We start from the raw sequence: 15,376 nt of genomic DNA, 5'->3' as shown, positions 1-15,376 counted from the left end.
TTACTCCGCTGCTATGGCTTTTGCTGCCGTTTTTGGCTTGGGTTTTGCGCCGTGTTCGTATTCCTCAAGGAAATCGAGCACTTCTTGGCGATAGGAATAGTAATCAGGATGTTCGAGCAGCGCCTTGCGGGTCCGCGGGCGCGGCAGTTTAACGTCGGTGATTTTGCCGATGGTGGCCTGCGGACCGTTGGTCATCATGACCACGCGGTCGGCCAACAGGATCGCTTCGTCCACGTCGTGGGTCACACAGATCGCGGTCACTTTGGTGCGATCCCAGACTTCCATCAGAACCTCTTGGAGTTCCCAACGGGTCAGGCTGTCCAGCATCCCGAACGGTTCATCCAGCAGCAACAGTTTGGGCGACAGGGCAAACGCACGGGCGATGCCCACACGCTGGCGCATACCGTTGGACATATCGGCGGTCGAGCGGTCCATCGCATCGGCCAGACCCACACGCTCCAGATAGTATTCGACGACGTCCTGACGCTCGGCCTGGCTGGCCTTGGGATAGACCTTGTCCACACCGATCGCACAGTTTTCACGCGCGGTCAGCCACGGGAACAGGTTCGGCGACTGGAACACAACGGCACGTTCGGGGTCAGCACCCTCAACGTGGCGACCGTCCAGTTTGATCGCGCCCTTGGAAATGCCGTTCAGACCGGCGGCCATGGTCAGAACCGTGGATTTACCACAGCCCGAGTGGCCGATCAGACTGATGAATTCGCCGCGGTTGATCTTGAGATCGAAATCTTCGACCACGGTCAACGGACCCTTGGGCGTCGGATAGATCTTGTGCAGCTGCGAGAAGTCGAGGAAGCGTTCTTCGATCAGACCTTCCTGCGCCTCTTTGACCGCCGCCGGTACACCGTGGATCGGGGTCACGTCGGGCAGGCTGCGGGTGCCTTCGGACTTGGCCTCGATCCCCACATCCATCAGATAGCTGGTCACATCGCGGCGCAGCGCCTTGAACGTATCGTCGTTGTTCATCGCGGTGCGGTCACGGGGACGCGGGATGTCGACCTTGAACTCTTCGCCCAGCGTCCCGTCAGGGTTCAGCGCGATGATACGGTCGGCAAGGATGATCGCCTCATCCACGTCGTTGGTGATCAGGACACAGGTCTTTTTGTCCGCTTCCCAGATATGTTCGATCTCATCCGCGAGGTTCGCGCGGGTCAGAGCGTCCAGCGCCGACAGAGGTTCGTCCAGCAACAGAACCTCGGGCGACATCGCCAATGCGCGTGCAACGTTCACACGCTGGCGCATACCGCCGGACAATTCGGCAGGGCGACGTGTGGTGGCGTGGCCCAGACCAACCATTTTGACGTAATGGTTGATCTTTTCCTCACGCTCGGACTTGGACAGGTTCGGAAAGATCGTGTCCACGGCCAGACCCACGTTGCCGTTCACCGTCAGCCACGGCATCAGCGAGTAGTTCTGAAAGATCACGCCGCGTTCGGGACCGGGGCCGTCGATCGGTTTGCCCTTGAACGTCACGCTGCCTTTGGTGGGCTGTTCCAGACCGGCCATCAGGTTGATCAGGGTGGTTTTACCCGTCCCCGAGAACCCCAGCAGGACCAGAAACTCACCTTCTTGGACGTCGAGGTTGATGTCCTTCAGAACGTGGTTGGCGTTCGTGCCTTGGCCAAAGGATTTGTGGACGTTTTCGAATGTCAGGATACCCATGCCGATCACCGGTTATTCGAGAAGGTGAACAGCGACTGCAGGGCGTACATCACACGGTCCAGCAAGAAGCCGATGATACCGATCGTGAACACAGCCACCATGATCTTGGCCAGCGAGCTGGACGAGCCGTTCTGGAATTCATCCCAGACGAATTTGCCCAGACCCGGGTTCTGTGCCAGCATTTCGGCAGCGATCAGAACCATCCAGCCCACACCCAGCGACAGACGCAGACCGGTAAAGATCAGCGGCAGCGCGGACGGCAAGACCAGCTTGGTGATCTTGTTGTAAGTGTTCATTTTCAGAACCTTGGAAACGTTCACCAGATCCTTGTCGATGCTTGCCACACCCAGCGAGGTGTTGATCAGGGTCGGCCACAGCGAACACAGGGTCACGGTCACGGCCGAGATAATAAAGCTTTTGGGGAACAGCCCGCCTTCGGTCGCGGCAAGGGCCGAAACGATCATCGTCACGATCGGCAACCACGCCAGCGGGGACACGGGTTTGAAAATCTGGATCAGCGGGTTCAGACCGGCGTTTGCGGTCGGCGACAGACCGGCCAGAATGCCCAGCGGCACCGCAACAACCGTCGCCAGCATAAAGCCAAAGAACACGGTTTGGATCGAGGTCCAGATCTGTTGGTAATAGGTCGGTGCACCGGTATAGGCGCGTTGTTTGGGCTCTTTGCCCTGCGCGACCAGACGCTCGTTCAGCTTGGCAACCTGCGCATCAAAGGCGGCGCGCTTTTCGGCCTTGGCCTGCGCGTCTTCATGCAGGTTGACGACTTCGGTCCAGACCTGCGCAGGTCCGGGCACAGCACCCAGCGACGTTTGCACCTTGGGGGCCAGCGTGCCCCACAGCAGCAGGAACGCGGCAATCGCAAGCAACGGCACACCCAGCAGGCGCCAGATTTCCTTGGCCTGTGCCTGCGGGTTGTCCCCTGCGGCGGCCTTCAGGACCGGCGTCATCCAGCTTAGGCCAAGCACTTGGAACCAAGCGTCTGCCTTGTTGATGCGGGTGAATAGTTTCGCGCGGCGGGCCTCTTTGGCCGCGTCGGCGCTCAGGCTGTCGGGGTCGATGGCGGTCATTGTGGTGTCTCCGGGCCGGTCGTCGTCTGGTGTGTGTTTGAAAATTCGGGGGAAAGGACCGCCCCTGCCCCCATCAGGAACAGGGCAGGGACGGCAGTTGGGGAGTTATCCCTTAACTTCGGTGCCTTCTACGATCTGCGAGCCTTTCAGGCCGATCGGCAGGCTTTCGAGGTAGGCGTTGGGTGCACGACCGTCGTATGCGATGCCGTCGATGATATCTTCAGCAGGGGTCGGTGCTTTGTAGCCGTCGCTGTCCCAGGGGAAGTCAGCTTCGTCTGCCAGACCTTCTTCGACCAGCAGTTTGGCTGCGTCGAGGTAGATGTCAGGACGGTAAACGCTTGCTGCGGTCTCGTGGTACCATTCGTCCGACTTGGGCTCGGCGATCTGGCCCCAGCGGCGCATCTGCGTCAGGTACCAAATAGCGTCCGAGTAGAACGGGTAGGTCGCGTTGTAACGGAAGAACACGTTAAAGTCGGGCACTTCGCGCTTGTCGCCTTTTTCGTATTCGAACGTACCGGTCATCGAGGCGGCAATCACCTCATAGTCGGCACCCACGTATTCCGGACGGCTCAGGATTTCCACGGCCTCGGGACGGTTGGCGTTGTCGTTCTCGTCCAGCCACATCGCAGCACGGATCAGAGCTTTGGTCACAGCTTTGGTCGTGTTGGGGTACTGTTCGGCAAAGTCGGCGTTGATGCCAAAGACTTTCTCGGGGTTGTTTTTCCACAGTTCATAGTCAGTGATGACCGGAACGCCGATGCCTTTGAACACAGCCTGCTGGTTCCACGGCTCACCCACGCAGTAACCATAGATGGTGCCAGCTTCGAGGGTTGCGGGCATCTGCGGCGGCGGGGTCACCGACAGGAACACGTCTGCGCCAATCTGGCCGCTGACGTTCTCGGGGCTGTAGTAACCCGGGTGCAGACCACCTGCAGCCAACCAGTAGCGCAGTTCGTAGTTGTGGGTCGAAACAGGGAAAACCATGCCCATGTTAAAGGGCTTGCCTTCGTTGTTGTACTGCTCAACGACGGGTGCCAGAGCCTCAGCCGAGATCGGGTGCTGCGGCAGACCATCGGCGTTGGTCGGGATGTTCGGCTTCATCAGGTCCCAAACTTCGTTCGAAACGGTGATGCCGTTGCCGTTCAGGTCCATCGAGAACGGGGTGATGATGTGCGCTTCGGTACCGTAACCGATGGTCGCGGCCAGAGGCTGACCGGCCAGCATGTGCGCGCCGTCCAGTTTGCCGTCGATCACACCGTCCAGCAGAACTTTCCAGTTCGCTTGGGCTTCCAGCGTGACAAACAGACCTTCGTCCAGGAAGTAGCCCTGTTCATAGGCCACAGCCAGCGGTGCCATGTCGGTCAGTTTAATAAAGCCGAAGGTCAGCTCATCTTTTTCAAGATCAAGCGGCTCGGCCATTACCTGCCCACCCAGGGCGGTCGTCGCGGCCAGTGCCATGACTAGTTTTTTCATTCCCGTCTTCCTCTGTCCTGCGTCCGGTCGTCCGAACAAAAAAAAACACAGCTGCTGACGCCCTGCGGGAGGAAGCAGGGGGTCGAGCGGCTGTGCTCAAAATCCCAATTCTCTGGGAAAATCCGTTACGACGAACGCGCCATTGCGATGTCGTGTCTCATTTTTGCCGGAATCGGTCGGTTCCGTTCAATATCTGAACCGCTATTTCCGATGCGATTTTTCTGCACATGCACAAAGATGCACAAAAATTAATCACGCACTTTCGTAAGGATCAAAAATACGGCCATCGAAAAACTGATCAGGGCCCAGAAACAGCTTACCCTCCTGCGAGGCGACTGCTTGTGGGTTGTCGATTCCACCCTCGACCTTTTCCGACGCACCAGGGATATCGGCCGTCACATTGGACAGGGCACGGCGGTAAAGATCGCTGCGGAACACCTCGCGGGCGGTTTGCATTGCCTGATCGCGGTCGACGCCCATACGGGCCGCCAGTTGCTGACCGATCCATGCCGCTTGGGACCGCCACGGAAAGCTGGCCGCGCCCGCGTGGAATTCCACGAACCGGTCGACCTGACGTTCCTCGCCACGGGGGGACACCACCAGACGACCGGTCAGCGCGCGGTCGATCACCTCGGCGGGGACATCGACATATTCAGGCCGCGCCAACAGTTCGGCGGCCGTGGTCCGCGATTGCGGATCGCCCAGCCATTTGCCCGCACGCCACACCGCACGGATCAACCGCGCGGTCAGGTCCGGCTCGGCCTTGGCCCAGTCGTTGCGCACCGCCAGAACCTTTTCCGGCGCAAATTCCCAGATCGCCGAACAGGGCAGGATGAGTTCGCCCAGCTCTTTTTCCACGGCGATGGATCCCCACGGCTCACCCACGCAGAACGCATCGATTTCGCCTGCGCCCAACGCCTCGGCCATCAAGGGCGGCGGCACGGTGCGGATGTCGATCCCCTGCGGCGCGCTATAGCCCAGCGACGATAGCCAATAATACAGCAACTCGGCATGCATCGAGAACGGGAAGGGCACCCCGATGCGCAGACCCGCGCCCGCGGCCTCCATCAAGGCGCGACCGGTTCCGGCGGCGTCCTTGAAATCAATCGTGGCACCGGCGGCGCGCATCTTGTCGGCCAATCGGTTGCTGACCCCGATCACATTGCCATTCACCGACAGAACGGACAGGGCGGAAATCTGGGACGCAACACCGCCCAGACCCATCGCCATTGCAACCGGCACCGGCGACAGCATATGCGCCGCATCGACCCGCCCGAACGCCAGCATATCGCGAAGCGACGACCACGACGGGGCCTTTTGCAGGTCCAGCGCGATGCCCTCTTCGGCGGCGAACCCCATTTCCTGTGCGACGATCAAGGGCGCCGCGTCGACCAACGGCATATAGCCTACGGGTAGAACGGTGCCTCTCATCCCAACAACCCCGCTGCGGTCACAAGGGCCTGTGCGACATCGGCCATGCGCTTGCCCTGATCCATCGCGGTTTTGCGCAACAGGGCATAAGCGGCCTCTTCGTCGATCCCACGCGCCTTCATCAACAGGCCCTTGGCCTTGTCGATGACCTTGCGTTCTTCAAGCGCCTGTTTCGTCGTCTCCAGTTCCGTACGCATACGTTGGAACATGTGGAACCGCGCGATGGCGGCATCCATAATCGGTTTGATCCGGTCGGGACGCAGACCATCCACCACATAGGCCGACACGCCCGCCTCAATCGCGGCCTTGGTCATCCCGCCCGCCGTTTGATCCACGAACATGGCGACGGGACGTTCCATCGGACCCGAGGCCAGCGACAGTTCTTCGATCATATCGCGCGAGGGGCTCAGGACATCGACCAGAACCACATCCGGATTATGGGCCGTCACGGCCCGCGCCAGTCCGGTGAATTCGGCGATGACGTGGATTTCATGCGGGCCGGCCGCGCTTAGGCTGTCCACGATCAACATCGCGCGTTCTTGGTCGGGTTCGACCACAACAATAGAAAGGGGCTTTTCTGCGTTCTTCATCTGTACTGTAGGAAATGGGCGGTTTCGTCTGTTGTGCTACTGCGCTCTGGGGGCGTGTAAAGGCACGGGACCGTCATAACGCCCATTTTCGAGCAAAATTTATGCGACCTGCGCAATTCTTGTGCGTTTACCAAGGGTAAGCTGGGGCGCTACCCTATGCCAACCCGTGAACCGGCCTATGCATTAGTTTTGCTTTTACACAGGCTTCGACGTAGTTTCGATGAAAGTCCGAATTAACGTCCGGGGAGGGGCCGTTTTGTTCGACCACAAGGATTTGGCGCAGCTGCATTCCAGCGCGCTAAAGATGCAGAACTGTATCCGGCAGAACACCTATTGTCCGCCCGAAGGCAAGGCCCTGCGCCGGTTTTCCAGTTGGGAAGTCGCCGAGCTTATCTTCAAAATCAACCATTCGACCTTTCGCGGACGTATGTCCGCCGAACCCGACCTACCAGGGGGTGAGGTCGAACCGGACGGGCGGCAGCGCTGGTTCACCCTGTCCGAGGTCAACGAACTGCGCCGCCGGATGAAGGTGAACCGCCAATCCCTGATGCCGCCACGACCTGCAGGCAAACGGGCGGTGCGCGTGGCCATGTGCAACTATGAGGGCGGCGCGGGCAAAAGCACCGTGGCCCTGCATCTGGCACAGGCGGCTGCGCTGGACGGGTATCGTGTGCTGGTCGTGGATATGGACCCGCAATCGACGGTGTCCCGCGCCTTTGGCCAATGCGAGGTGACCGAGGATTACACGCCTCTTGGCATTCTGGCGCGCGATCTGATCCGCGAAACCGACCGTATGGCGTTGGAAACGGATGTAGACACGCCCGTGCCGACCCTGCCCGCGCAAATCCGCGACACGGGGATGGGCGAATTGCGGGTGCCCGATTTCATCAAGCCGACGCGCTGGCCCTCAATCGACATTGTCGCCAACACGCCCAACGCCGCCTTTGGCGAATTCGCCTCTGCCAAGTTCCGCCGCTGGAACCCGAGGTGGAGCTTTGTCGCCGCCCTGTCGCGGTTTCTGGATACGCTGGATGATGAGGCATACGACTTGATCCTGTGTGACTGTCCGCCCGCCATCGGGCACCAGACAATGAACGCGGTGTTCGCGGCGGATATGCTCTATGTGCCGTCTGGTCCGAATTATTTCGAATTCGATTCGACCACGCGGTTCATCGGGCGTTTGACCGAGGCGCTGCGTGGTCTCAAGGACGGGTTTGACGCGCCCTTGCCCGACGGCAAGATGTCCCTGCCCAAGGAATTTGCCGAGGTGAAATTCATGCTGACCCGCTTTGATCCGGCGGACGAGGCACACCAGAAGATGCGCGGCGCCTATGCCGAGATCTTTGGCGAGCGTCTGACCCCCCATCCGGTTGAGGATACGCGCTTGGTTCAAAAATCTGGACCTATTCAGCCGTCGATCTACGAGATGGATTACCGCGATCTGACCCGTGATGTCTGGCGCGCGGCGCGCAGCAGTTTTGACAGTGCATACACAGATTTCCGCGCAGATATCTTGTCGGTGTGGGATCGCATCTAGTGCCCTTAGATACCGAGAAAAGAAAAAGGCGGCCCGCGCGGGCCGCCCTTTTTATTCCGGTATTATAACGCCTTAGACCGGCGGCTTACCTTTAAGCGCATTCGCCAACATGGCGACCACAAACAGAATCAAGAACACAAAGAACAAGATCTTTGCGATACCTGCCGATGCGGCGGCAACGCCACCAAAACCAAACACTGCGGCAATCAAGGCGACGACCAAAAACGTCAGAGCCCAACCAAGCATAATAACCTCCATCAAGGGTTTCGTGGGGCACCTCATAGGGTGCGAACATGTCAAACCAACGGGGCCGGTTGCCAAATGGTTCCCAAAATAAATTTCGGAAATTTTTGGAACCACCGGCGGGGTGGCCCCGTTGTCCCTGCAACAACGCAATGATTTCTGGAGGCCAAAATGGCACGCGCAATGACGAATGGTAAAACCGCTGACGCTGAAGACCTGCACGCGCAGATCGCCGCGCTCAAGTCGGACCTGTCGGCGCTTAGCAATACGATCGCTGACATGGGCACCGCCCGCAAAGATCAGATCAAAGCATCCGCAACGGACGCCGCAAACCACCTGCAGGCCCAAGGCAAGGCCGTCATGCAAGACGCCCAAGTCGCCGCCGGCCAAGCCGCCGAAAAGGCGCAACAGTCGGTGCGCGAGAACCCTGCCGCCGCTGTGGGTATCGCGACGGGTCTCGGCTTTGTTCTGGGTTTTCTGACGGCCCGTAAATAATGCTAGAGCGGGTGCAACATAAGGCCGAGCGCAAGGCGCGACAGGTCGGATTGGGCATCGCGGGATGGATCCTTGGCGCCGTGGGCGCGGGGTTCCTGACCGCCGCCGCATGGATGACGCTGGTCGCCATGGCGGATGCCCAGTTCGCCGCGATCGTTATCGGATGCGCCTATGTGGGCGCGGGGGCCTTGGTCCTGTTGCGTGCCCATGTGATCGGCGCACAGTCCTATGAAGACGCGCATCCCGTGCCCGCACCGCACCCGCAACCCACCCCCGATCTGACGGGGGCATTCATGAATGGATTTTCGCAGGGCACGCGCGTCGCGACGCGCAACGCCCACCCCCATTGAAGATGGTTTCTTCCCGTTTTTAACGAGTTTCTGTTGGTATGGTGACCCTTCCTTGACCGCGTGGCACAGCTACGCGGTCTTTTTTGCCGATCACATTGATTTTACTTGGCTTTTATCGAAAATCGGGAACCCGCACCCCATTTCGCGCGTTGTCACCACAACTGCAACACGGAAAGGGGATGGCGATATGTTTTTGACGCAAGCAACCTTGGGCAAGTTCTTGGCACCGATGGCCCTTGTGGGTGCTGTGGCCGCCGCGCCCCTACCCCATGACGACATTGCGACCCCCGCGGCGCTGAACGGGCCGATCGTGCCCGAGGCGGCGCTACAGTTTACGGAAATCGACGTGGACCGCCTAATGGGTGCGCCGGTGTTTGACGCGGCGAATGATCAGGTCGGGTTTATCGCAGAATTGATGGTGGACGGTCACGGGCGCATCACCGGCGCGGTGATTACGTTAGATCATATGCTGTTTCTGCTGGATCATGACATCGCGCTGAACATGAATGCGATGACGGTGCACGACACGGTGACGGGATTTGCCGTGCAGACCGATCAGCGCCACGCGGCGCTGACCGATATTCCTGAATTCAACGGGTGATTAGCCCATTTTCTCCGACGCGTAGGAGCCCGGCGAGGCGGGGAAGACAACGGTTTTATTGCCGTTGAGGAACACGCGGCGGTGGATGTGGGCGTGGATCGCGCGGGCCAGAACCTGTGCCTCGACGTCACGGCCAAGGGACACGTAGTCCGACGGCGATTGCGCATGGGTCACGCGCACGGTGTCCTGCTCGATGATCGGACCCTCATCCAGATCGGCGGTCACATAGTGCGACGTCGCCCCGATCAGTTTCACGCCACGCTCATACGCCTGTTTGTAGGGGTTTGCGCCCTTGAACGACGGCAGGAACGAGTGGTGGATGTTGATGATCTTGCCCGACATTTTCGTGCACATCTCATCCGACAGAACCTGCATGTAGCGGGCCAGTACGATCAGTTCGGCACCGGTGTCGTTCACGATGTCCATGATCTGGGCTTCGGCGACGGGTTTGTTTTCCTTGGTCACCTTGATGCAATGGAACGGCAGGTCGTGGTTCACGACGACCTTTTGGTAATCCATGTGGTTCGAGATGACGGCCACGATGTCGATCGGCAGTGCGCCAATGCGCCAGCGGTACAGCAGGTCGTTCAGGCAGTGGCCGAACCGGCTGACCATGATGATGACCTTCATCTTTTCCGACTGGTCGTGGAACGCGAAGTCCATGCCGAATTCTTTGGCAACACCGTCGAACCCGCCGTTCAACGCGTCCAGATCCAGCGAACCGTCGAACTCAAAACTAACACGCATGAAAAAGTTGCCAGTTTCCGAGTCGTCGTACTGCGAGCTGTCGGTGATGTTACAGCCCTGATCCGCAAGGTAATTCGCGATCGCGGCAACGATACCGCGGGTCGAGGGGCAGGTGACGGTCAATGCGTAATGCGTCATTTCGGTTATTCCTTTGGTGCGGCAGTTTGCGCAACGTCTCTGGTCATAGCCGGAGTATGACAACCACGCCTAGCGCGCTAGTGCCCCGTGCGACCGGACTCTAAACGAAAGCGACCTTGTGATGATCTTGTGACGCAATCAAGCGCCTAGGCACCGGTCAGACGGGCGCGCAGGCGGCTGATTTCGGTGTCCACCGGTTCGGCCCCATCCAGAAACACCTGACGGTACAATTCTCCGGTGCGCTGGCTGTTGTCGGTCAGGGTCGCGACCAGCTTGTCGATCTCGCCACGGCGTACGAATCCGGCAAGGTTCTCGTATTCTCCAAACGCCCAATGCGGTTCGTGGGTCAGACGGCGGGACAGTTGGGCCCGCAGACACGCCGCGCGGGGCAGGATCATATCGTAGCCTCGCAACAGGTATTCGTTGTCCGCATGCGCCACGATGATGCGGTGCACCTGTGTGTCTAGACGTCCAATGGCGGGGGTGTCTTCCTCGGTCACGGCGCGTTGCAACCGCGTCACCAACGGGGCCAGATCGCGGGCCAGCGCCACCTGATTGCGCACAATGGCCAAATGGGCGGCCTGCACCTCAAGCAACAGACGGTATTCATTCAACGCGGTGATGTCCGCCATGGTCGGTGTGAACACGAACGTTCCGGCGCGCGGGCGCACCTCAACCAGTTCCTGCATCTGGAGCTGGCCCAGCGCCTCGCGCACGGGGGTGCGGCTGACCTCAAACGCGGCGGCGAGGCTTTCCTCGGAAATCGGTTCCCCGAAGTCAAAACGCGCCTCGATGATCGCATCGCGGATTTGCTCGGCAATCTGATGGGCGCGGGATCGGCGGGGGGCGGTTGGGGGCATGTGTGGTCCTGCTTTTTACCCAAGGTACGCCGCAGGGACTATCGGCATCAAGCCTGATTCACAGACACCTCCCGACATGTCTCGGGTGCGGGACCGGATGCACCCGCAGGCACCGCGCAATGCAAACGGCGCAGAACGGCCTCAAGCTTGGGTCGGGACAGGGGTTTGGACAGGAACGAATCCATCCCCGCCGCAAGGGCGACCGCGCTGTCCTGTTCGCTTGTACTGGCGCTGAGGCCGACGATGGGCACGCTATTGCGGGGCGGGGGAAGACGGCGTATCGCCTCGGTCGCCTGCACACCATTCATATCGGGCATCTGCAAATCCATCAGCACCAGATCGAATTTGCGCGTCTTGACCATATCCACGGCCTTTCGGCCACTGTTCACCGTATTTGTCTTGTGCCCCATCGCGGCCAGAACCGCACTGACCACGTCAAGGTTCAGGGCGTTGTCATCCACAATCAGAATGTCGAGGTACTCCTCGACCGGCAGATCACATGTTTCGCAAATCTCAAAGGACACAGGCGCCACCAGCTCGGGCATGGTCACAAGGGGCAGGTGGACCCAGAAAATGCTACCGTGGCCCAGACGGCTTTTGACGCCGATCTGACCGCCCATATGCCGGACCAGCTCCGAACAGATCGCAAGGCCAAGGCCCGTGCCCTGAAACCGGCGGTTGTCGCTGCTGTCGACCTGTGAAAAGCGATCAAAAATCACCTTCTGGTCTTCTTTGGGAATGCCGATACCGGTGTCCAGCACCCGCAGTTCGATCGTATCTCCCCCTTCGGCCAGACGGGCATGCATCCGCACCCTACCGCGGTCAGTGAACTTGATCGCGTTGCCCACCAGATTGATCAGAACCTGACGCACACGCGCCTTGTCCCCCACGATCTTGTCCGGAACGTTCGGGTCGATCTTGACGGCAAGTTGCAACCCCTGTGCAAAAGCCTGTGGCGACAACATATGCCCGACCTCTTTCATCAAATCGCCCAGACTGAAGGCATCATTGCGCAGCACAAGGCGACCGGCCTCAAGCTTCGAGAAATCCAGAATATCCTCGATGATCGTCTGCAATGCACTGGCCGAGGTCTGGATCACATCGACACAGTGACGTTGTTCGGGGGTCAGATCGCTGTCGGCCAACAGTTGCGCCATCGGGATGACGCCGTTCAGGGGCGTGCGGATTTCGTGGCTCATCGTGGCAAGGAACTGGGTCTTGGCGGTGGCGGCGGCCTCGGCCCGTTCGCGTGCAGCGATCAGGGACTTTTCCTTGTCCTCGATCTGGTCACGCATGGCCGAGAACCCCGCCGATAGCTGGCCGATCTCGTCATCTGTTTCGGGGGGTAGGGCCGCGCGGAAATTGCCGCGTGCGACCTCGTTGGCGGCCTTTAACAACAGCTTTGCGCGCCGCCGCACCAACATCCCCAACAATAGGGCCTGTGACAGGATTCCGCCCGCAAAGATCACACCGAACAGGATGATCAACCCATCCGTCTGGCGCGACAGGGATTGCACCACGCCCTGCAAACTGACCACCGCGCGGATATGGGCAAGGTCCTCACCGCGCAGAGAGATCGTCACCTCATGCACCGAGATATTTTCGTTCCCCGGCGCAGCGGGTTCGGTCAGCGGATAGAGACGCGCCCCATCGGCCAAATAGACCTCAAGCACCGGCCAATCGGGGTGACGGTCCTGAACACTTTGCATGGTTTCGTAGACGGCAGCGTATTGGCGTTGAAGAAGGAACGGCAAAATCCCGTCGCCCAGCACCTCTAGCTGATTGTCGATCTCGCGCTTTTGGATGTTGATGACCATATCGCGGATATGCGGCACCCAGACCCACGTGAAAACGGACCCGAACAACAGGGCGACCATCAACATCAGGATGGCAAAGCGTTGTTGGATGTTTCCCCACATAGCCCCCCCTTACAGGCCGGATTTCACATAGAAGACCTCAAGCCCCATGACCGACAGAGGCAAATAGTCGTTATACGTCGCGGGCACCGGCATCTTCATGGGAACGGGCGCCAAGAGGGCCAAACCCTCTTCGCTCTGGCCGAGTTTAAGAAAGGCGTCGCGCACGGCATCACGCACCGCGTCGGGAACGCGGGGATGGGCGACGACCGGATGGGGTTCGACCTTGGGTGTTTCATAGATGATGCGCAAACGCTCACGCACCTCGGGGGCCAATTGGTTCAGGGTCGATTGCACCCCGCCTGCGGCATCCGCCTGACCCAGCGCGACATTCATATAGGCCGAGGTATGTGTCGACACGAACACCGACTGAAAATCGAGGCCATGCTCACGGACCAACAACGCCCGCATCATCAAGGACGCCCCAAGGGCATTCGGCGCAGGGAACGCGATCTGTCCGCCATTCAGGTCCGACATGTCTTGGATCGGCCCGTCCTTTTGTACGACCAACACACCATAGAGCTTGCGCCCGCCGTCCCGTACCAAGGGTTGATACCCCTGTGCCTCGGCAGCGCGCAGGACGTGATAGGGGTTCATGTAGGCGAAATCGAACTCGCCGTTTTTGAACGCGACCTCGAATTCGGGAATGCGCGGCGATCCGACAAAGGTGAAGTCATACCCCGTCTCGGATTCCAGATAGTCGATGATCGGGGTCCATGTCGCCGACAACTGGCGACTGTCGAACTGGGGGACGATCCCGATCGTATAGGGCTCTGCCGTTGCCCGCTGCACGGAAAGGCCGAGCACGCAAACAGCCGTGACAACCACGGCATGCAAAACCTGCTGAAAGGTATATTTCTTTCGCACCATTTAACACCTCGATGGGGGAGTGGACCCACCCAAAAAGAATAGCGTCGATGCAAAGCTCGATTGACCCCCAATTAAGGGGATAAAATACACTCTTAAGGATAATTTTGACGTTGGGTAAGGCGATCCGGGCCGCACGGGGCGGCCCGAGACGTTTGTGATCAGACGCCGAACTGGGCCGAGGTAGTGGGCGAAATCGCCGACAGTTTCGTCACTTCAACCGGCGCGGCCAGCCATTCCTCATATGCGGTGAAGACCTCTTTGGTGTAGTCCGCCGCGTAATGGGCGTTCAGCGCATCCATATCGTCAAAGCATTCGAACAGATGCAGGGTGTTGTCCTGATCCTGCGATTGGAACGCGGAAAACAGGTGGCATCCCGACTCGGCCAAGGTGGGGGGCATCAACCCGTCCAGCGCCGCGCGGGCCTGTTCGAAATACTCGGGTTTGATACGGATCGTGGCAAACAGGAACAGTTTCGACATCACATGGCCCCCGTGTAAATCGGACGCAACATGTCGATCAGTTGTGCCTGAATGGGCGCCGTGGCCTCATTCACCGCCGTGACGCCCATGTCCTGACCGACCTGGGTGCGGACGGGACGGGGCGCGGGACCCTCGATCAGACCTTGGATCGCGGTGGCCACGTTGGTGGCGTCGTTTTCGGCCATGCCTTGTTCGAACATGCCGATAAACATGCCCAACAGACGGTCGCGACCGGTGGCGATATCGCCATAGCTGTCGACGCGGTCCTGATCGTTGGGCGCAGGGGCCGTGTTCACCAGATCGGTGCCATGGCCCGAGGGTTCGACCAAGAGGCTCTCGATACCGAACTGTTCCAGTTCATAGTGCAGCGCCTCGCACCATGCCTCCATCGCCCATTTGGACGCACAGTACAGGCCAAAGAACGGCATGCCGAACCGACCGGCAGAGGAACTTAGGCTGATGATCTGGCCGGACTTGCGGGCGCGCATCGCGGGCAAAACGGCGCGGGTCATGCGCATGATGCCATAGACGTTCACGTCAAACAGGTCTTTGGCCTGATCGACGGTAAAGGCCTCGGTCAAACCGACGGGCATGACACCGGCATTGTTGATCAGCACATCCAAGGGACCGGCGGCCTCAATCTCGGCGACGGCGCTGGCGATCTGGGCCTCATCCGTCACGTCGAGGGAGATGGGGCGCAATTGACCGGGGGCGGCGGCGGTGGCCTCCATCAGGTCGCGGGCGGGCTGGGCGTTGCGGCCTGTCAGGTCACGCATACCGGCGTAAACGGTGTGGCCTGCCTCGGTCAAAACGCGCGCAGTGAGCCACCCGATGCCACGGCTGGCACCGGTGATAAGAATAGTTTTGGTCATTTGGGA

At 59.7% G+C, this 15,376-nt stretch carries 16 protein-coding genes; 4 read left to right on the top strand and 12 right to left on the bottom strand.

The genetic code is table 11. The annotated features are described in order from the left end of the window. From R1W00_RS17410 to R1W00_RS17390, 5 genes are all read right to left on the bottom strand, one after another. Positions 1-1,683: an ABC transporter ATP-binding protein gene (locus R1W00_RS17410; RefSeq protein WP_317264048.1), complete on the bottom strand. Its 1,683-nt coding sequence runs from the start codon at positions 1,681-1,683 to the stop codon at positions 1-3. Between the two features lie 5 nt (positions 1,684-1,688). Further along, positions 1,689-2,768, bottom strand: a complete 1,080-nt coding sequence (locus R1W00_RS17405) for an ABC transporter permease (protein ID WP_317264047.1) — start codon at positions 2,766-2,768, stop codon at positions 1,689-1,691. 105 nt (positions 2,769-2,873) lie between these two features. Continuing rightward, positions 2,874-4,241, bottom strand: coding sequence for a CmpA/NrtA family ABC transporter substrate-binding protein (locus R1W00_RS17400; RefSeq protein WP_317264046.1), 1,368 nt, complete (start codon positions 4,239-4,241; stop codon positions 2,874-2,876). Positions 4,242-4,493: 252 nt separating this feature from the next. Further along, positions 4,494-5,672: a CmpA/NrtA family ABC transporter substrate-binding protein gene (locus R1W00_RS17395; protein ID WP_317264045.1), complete on the bottom strand. Its 1,179-nt coding sequence runs from the start codon at positions 5,670-5,672 to the stop codon at positions 4,494-4,496. Continuing rightward, entirely contained in the window at positions 5,669-6,262 is a 594-nt protein-coding gene (locus tag R1W00_RS17390; RefSeq protein ID WP_317264044.1) for an ANTAR domain-containing response regulator, read from the bottom strand. The genes R1W00_RS17395 and R1W00_RS17390 overlap by 4 nt, the downstream gene beginning before the upstream one ends. Positions 6,263-6,518: 256 nt before the next feature. Here R1W00_RS17390 and R1W00_RS17385 point away from each other — a divergent pair, with 256 nt between their 5' ends. Continuing rightward, positions 6,519-7,799, top strand: coding sequence for an AAA family ATPase (locus R1W00_RS17385; RefSeq protein WP_317264043.1), 1,281 nt, complete (start codon positions 6,519-6,521; stop codon positions 7,797-7,799). Between the two features lie 72 nt (positions 7,800-7,871). Here the strand turns inward: R1W00_RS17385 and R1W00_RS17380 are convergent, their stop codons facing one another. Then, on the bottom strand, positions 7,872-8,045 hold the full coding sequence (locus R1W00_RS17380; protein ID WP_317264080.1) for a DUF1328 domain-containing protein: 174 nt from the start codon (positions 8,043-8,045) through the stop codon (positions 7,872-7,874). Positions 8,046-8,213: 168 nt separating this feature from the next. Between R1W00_RS17380 and R1W00_RS17375 the strand changes: the two genes are divergently transcribed. The 3 genes from R1W00_RS17375 to R1W00_RS17365 all read left to right on the top strand — a co-directional run bounded on the left by R1W00_RS17375 (position 8,214) and on the right by R1W00_RS17365 (position 9,488). Continuing rightward, positions 8,214-8,537, top strand: coding sequence for a glycine zipper domain-containing protein (locus tag R1W00_RS17375; RefSeq protein WP_317264042.1), 324 nt, complete (start codon positions 8,214-8,216; stop codon positions 8,535-8,537). Next, positions 8,537-8,887: a hypothetical protein gene (locus tag R1W00_RS17370; protein ID WP_317264041.1), complete on the top strand. Its 351-nt coding sequence runs from the start codon at positions 8,537-8,539 to the stop codon at positions 8,885-8,887. Before R1W00_RS17375 ends, R1W00_RS17370 begins: the two co-directional genes overlap by 1 nt. A 187-nt stretch (positions 8,888-9,074) precedes the next feature. Beyond that, on the top strand, positions 9,075-9,488 hold the full coding sequence (locus R1W00_RS17365; RefSeq protein ID WP_317264040.1) for a PRC-barrel domain-containing protein: 414 nt from the start codon (positions 9,075-9,077) through the stop codon (positions 9,486-9,488). On the opposite strand, the gene purU is transcribed toward R1W00_RS17365, so the two are convergent. The 6 genes from purU to R1W00_RS17335 all read right to left on the bottom strand — a co-directional run bounded on the left by purU (position 9,489) and on the right by R1W00_RS17335 (position 15,370). Further along, on the bottom strand, positions 9,489-10,373 hold the full coding sequence (gene purU / locus R1W00_RS17360; protein ID WP_317264039.1) for a formyltetrahydrofolate deformylase: 885 nt from the start codon (positions 10,371-10,373) through the stop codon (positions 9,489-9,491). Between the two features lie 146 nt (positions 10,374-10,519). Beyond that, on the bottom strand, positions 10,520-11,233 hold the full coding sequence (locus R1W00_RS17355) for a GntR family transcriptional regulator (RefSeq protein WP_317264038.1): 714 nt from the start codon (positions 11,231-11,233) through the stop codon (positions 10,520-10,522). Between the two features lie 47 nt (positions 11,234-11,280). Then, positions 11,281-13,152: an ATP-binding protein gene (locus R1W00_RS17350; protein ID WP_317264037.1), complete on the bottom strand. Its 1,872-nt coding sequence runs from the start codon at positions 13,150-13,152 to the stop codon at positions 11,281-11,283. Between the two features lie 9 nt (positions 13,153-13,161). After that, on the bottom strand, positions 13,162-14,019 hold the full coding sequence (locus tag R1W00_RS17345) for a phosphate/phosphite/phosphonate ABC transporter substrate-binding protein (protein ID WP_317264036.1): 858 nt from the start codon (positions 14,017-14,019) through the stop codon (positions 13,162-13,164). Positions 14,020-14,177: 158 nt separating this feature from the next. Then, entirely contained in the window at positions 14,178-14,498 is a 321-nt protein-coding gene (locus tag R1W00_RS17340; RefSeq protein ID WP_317264035.1) for a putative quinol monooxygenase, read from the bottom strand. Beyond that, a complete protein-coding gene (locus R1W00_RS17335) occupies positions 14,498-15,370 on the bottom strand; it encodes an SDR family oxidoreductase (RefSeq protein WP_317264034.1) in 873 nt (290 codons plus the stop codon). The genes R1W00_RS17340 and R1W00_RS17335 overlap by 1 nt, the downstream gene beginning before the upstream one ends. Positions 15,371-15,376 lie beyond the last annotated feature (6 nt).

Origin of the sequence: Rhodovulum sp. FJ3 (assembly GCF_032918305.1) — a bacterium.
Lineage (GTDB): Bacteria > Pseudomonadota > Alphaproteobacteria > Rhodobacterales > Rhodobacteraceae > SAT37.
The sequence above is the reverse complement of the archived record's forward strand: the minus strand, read 5'-3'. Positions and strand labels throughout refer to the sequence as shown.

Bases quoted from the DNA above. Each gene is read 5' to 3' on its own strand.
- R1W00_RS17340 (WP_317264035.1), bottom strand. From the start codon at position 14,498: ATGTCGAAACTGTTCCTGTTTGCCACGATCCGTATCAAACCCGAGTAT.
- R1W00_RS17370 (WP_317264041.1), top strand. From the start codon at position 8,537: ATGCTAGAGCGGGTGCAACATAAGGCCGAGCGCAAGGCGCGACAGGTC.
- R1W00_RS17390 (WP_317264044.1), bottom strand. From the start codon at position 6,262: ATGAAGAACGCAGAAAAGCCCCTTTCTATTGTTGTGGTCGAACCCGAC.
- purU (WP_317264039.1), bottom strand. From the start codon at position 10,373: ATGACGCATTACGCATTGACCGTCACCTGCCCCTCGACCCGCGGTATC.
- R1W00_RS17395 (WP_317264045.1), bottom strand. From the start codon at position 5,672: ATGAGAGGCACCGTTCTACCCGTAGGCTATATGCCGTTGGTCGACGCG.
- R1W00_RS17345 (WP_317264036.1), bottom strand. From the start codon at position 14,019: ATGGTGCGAAAGAAATATACCTTTCAGCAGGTTTTGCATGCCGTGGTT.
- R1W00_RS17350 (WP_317264037.1), bottom strand. From the start codon at position 13,152: ATGTGGGGAAACATCCAACAACGCTTTGCCATCCTGATGTTGATGGTC.
- R1W00_RS17380 (WP_317264080.1), bottom strand. From the start codon at position 8,045: ATGCTTGGTTGGGCTCTGACGTTTTTGGTCGTCGCCTTGATTGCCGCA.
- R1W00_RS17400 (WP_317264046.1), bottom strand. From the start codon at position 4,241: ATGAAAAAACTAGTCATGGCACTGGCCGCGACGACCGCCCTGGGTGGG.
- R1W00_RS17355 (WP_317264038.1), bottom strand. From the start codon at position 11,233: ATGCCCCCAACCGCCCCCCGCCGATCCCGCGCCCATCAGATTGCCGAG.
- R1W00_RS17335 (WP_317264034.1), bottom strand. From the start codon at position 15,370: ATGACCAAAACTATTCTTATCACCGGTGCCAGCCGTGGCATCGGGTGG.
- R1W00_RS17410 (WP_317264048.1), bottom strand. From the start codon at position 1,683: ATGGGTATCCTGACATTCGAAAACGTCCACAAATCCTTTGGCCAAGGC.
- R1W00_RS17375 (WP_317264042.1), top strand. From the start codon at position 8,214: ATGGCACGCGCAATGACGAATGGTAAAACCGCTGACGCTGAAGACCTG.
- R1W00_RS17405 (WP_317264047.1), bottom strand. From the start codon at position 2,768: ATGACCGCCATCGACCCCGACAGCCTGAGCGCCGACGCGGCCAAAGAG.
- R1W00_RS17365 (WP_317264040.1), top strand. From the start codon at position 9,075: ATGTTTTTGACGCAAGCAACCTTGGGCAAGTTCTTGGCACCGATGGCC.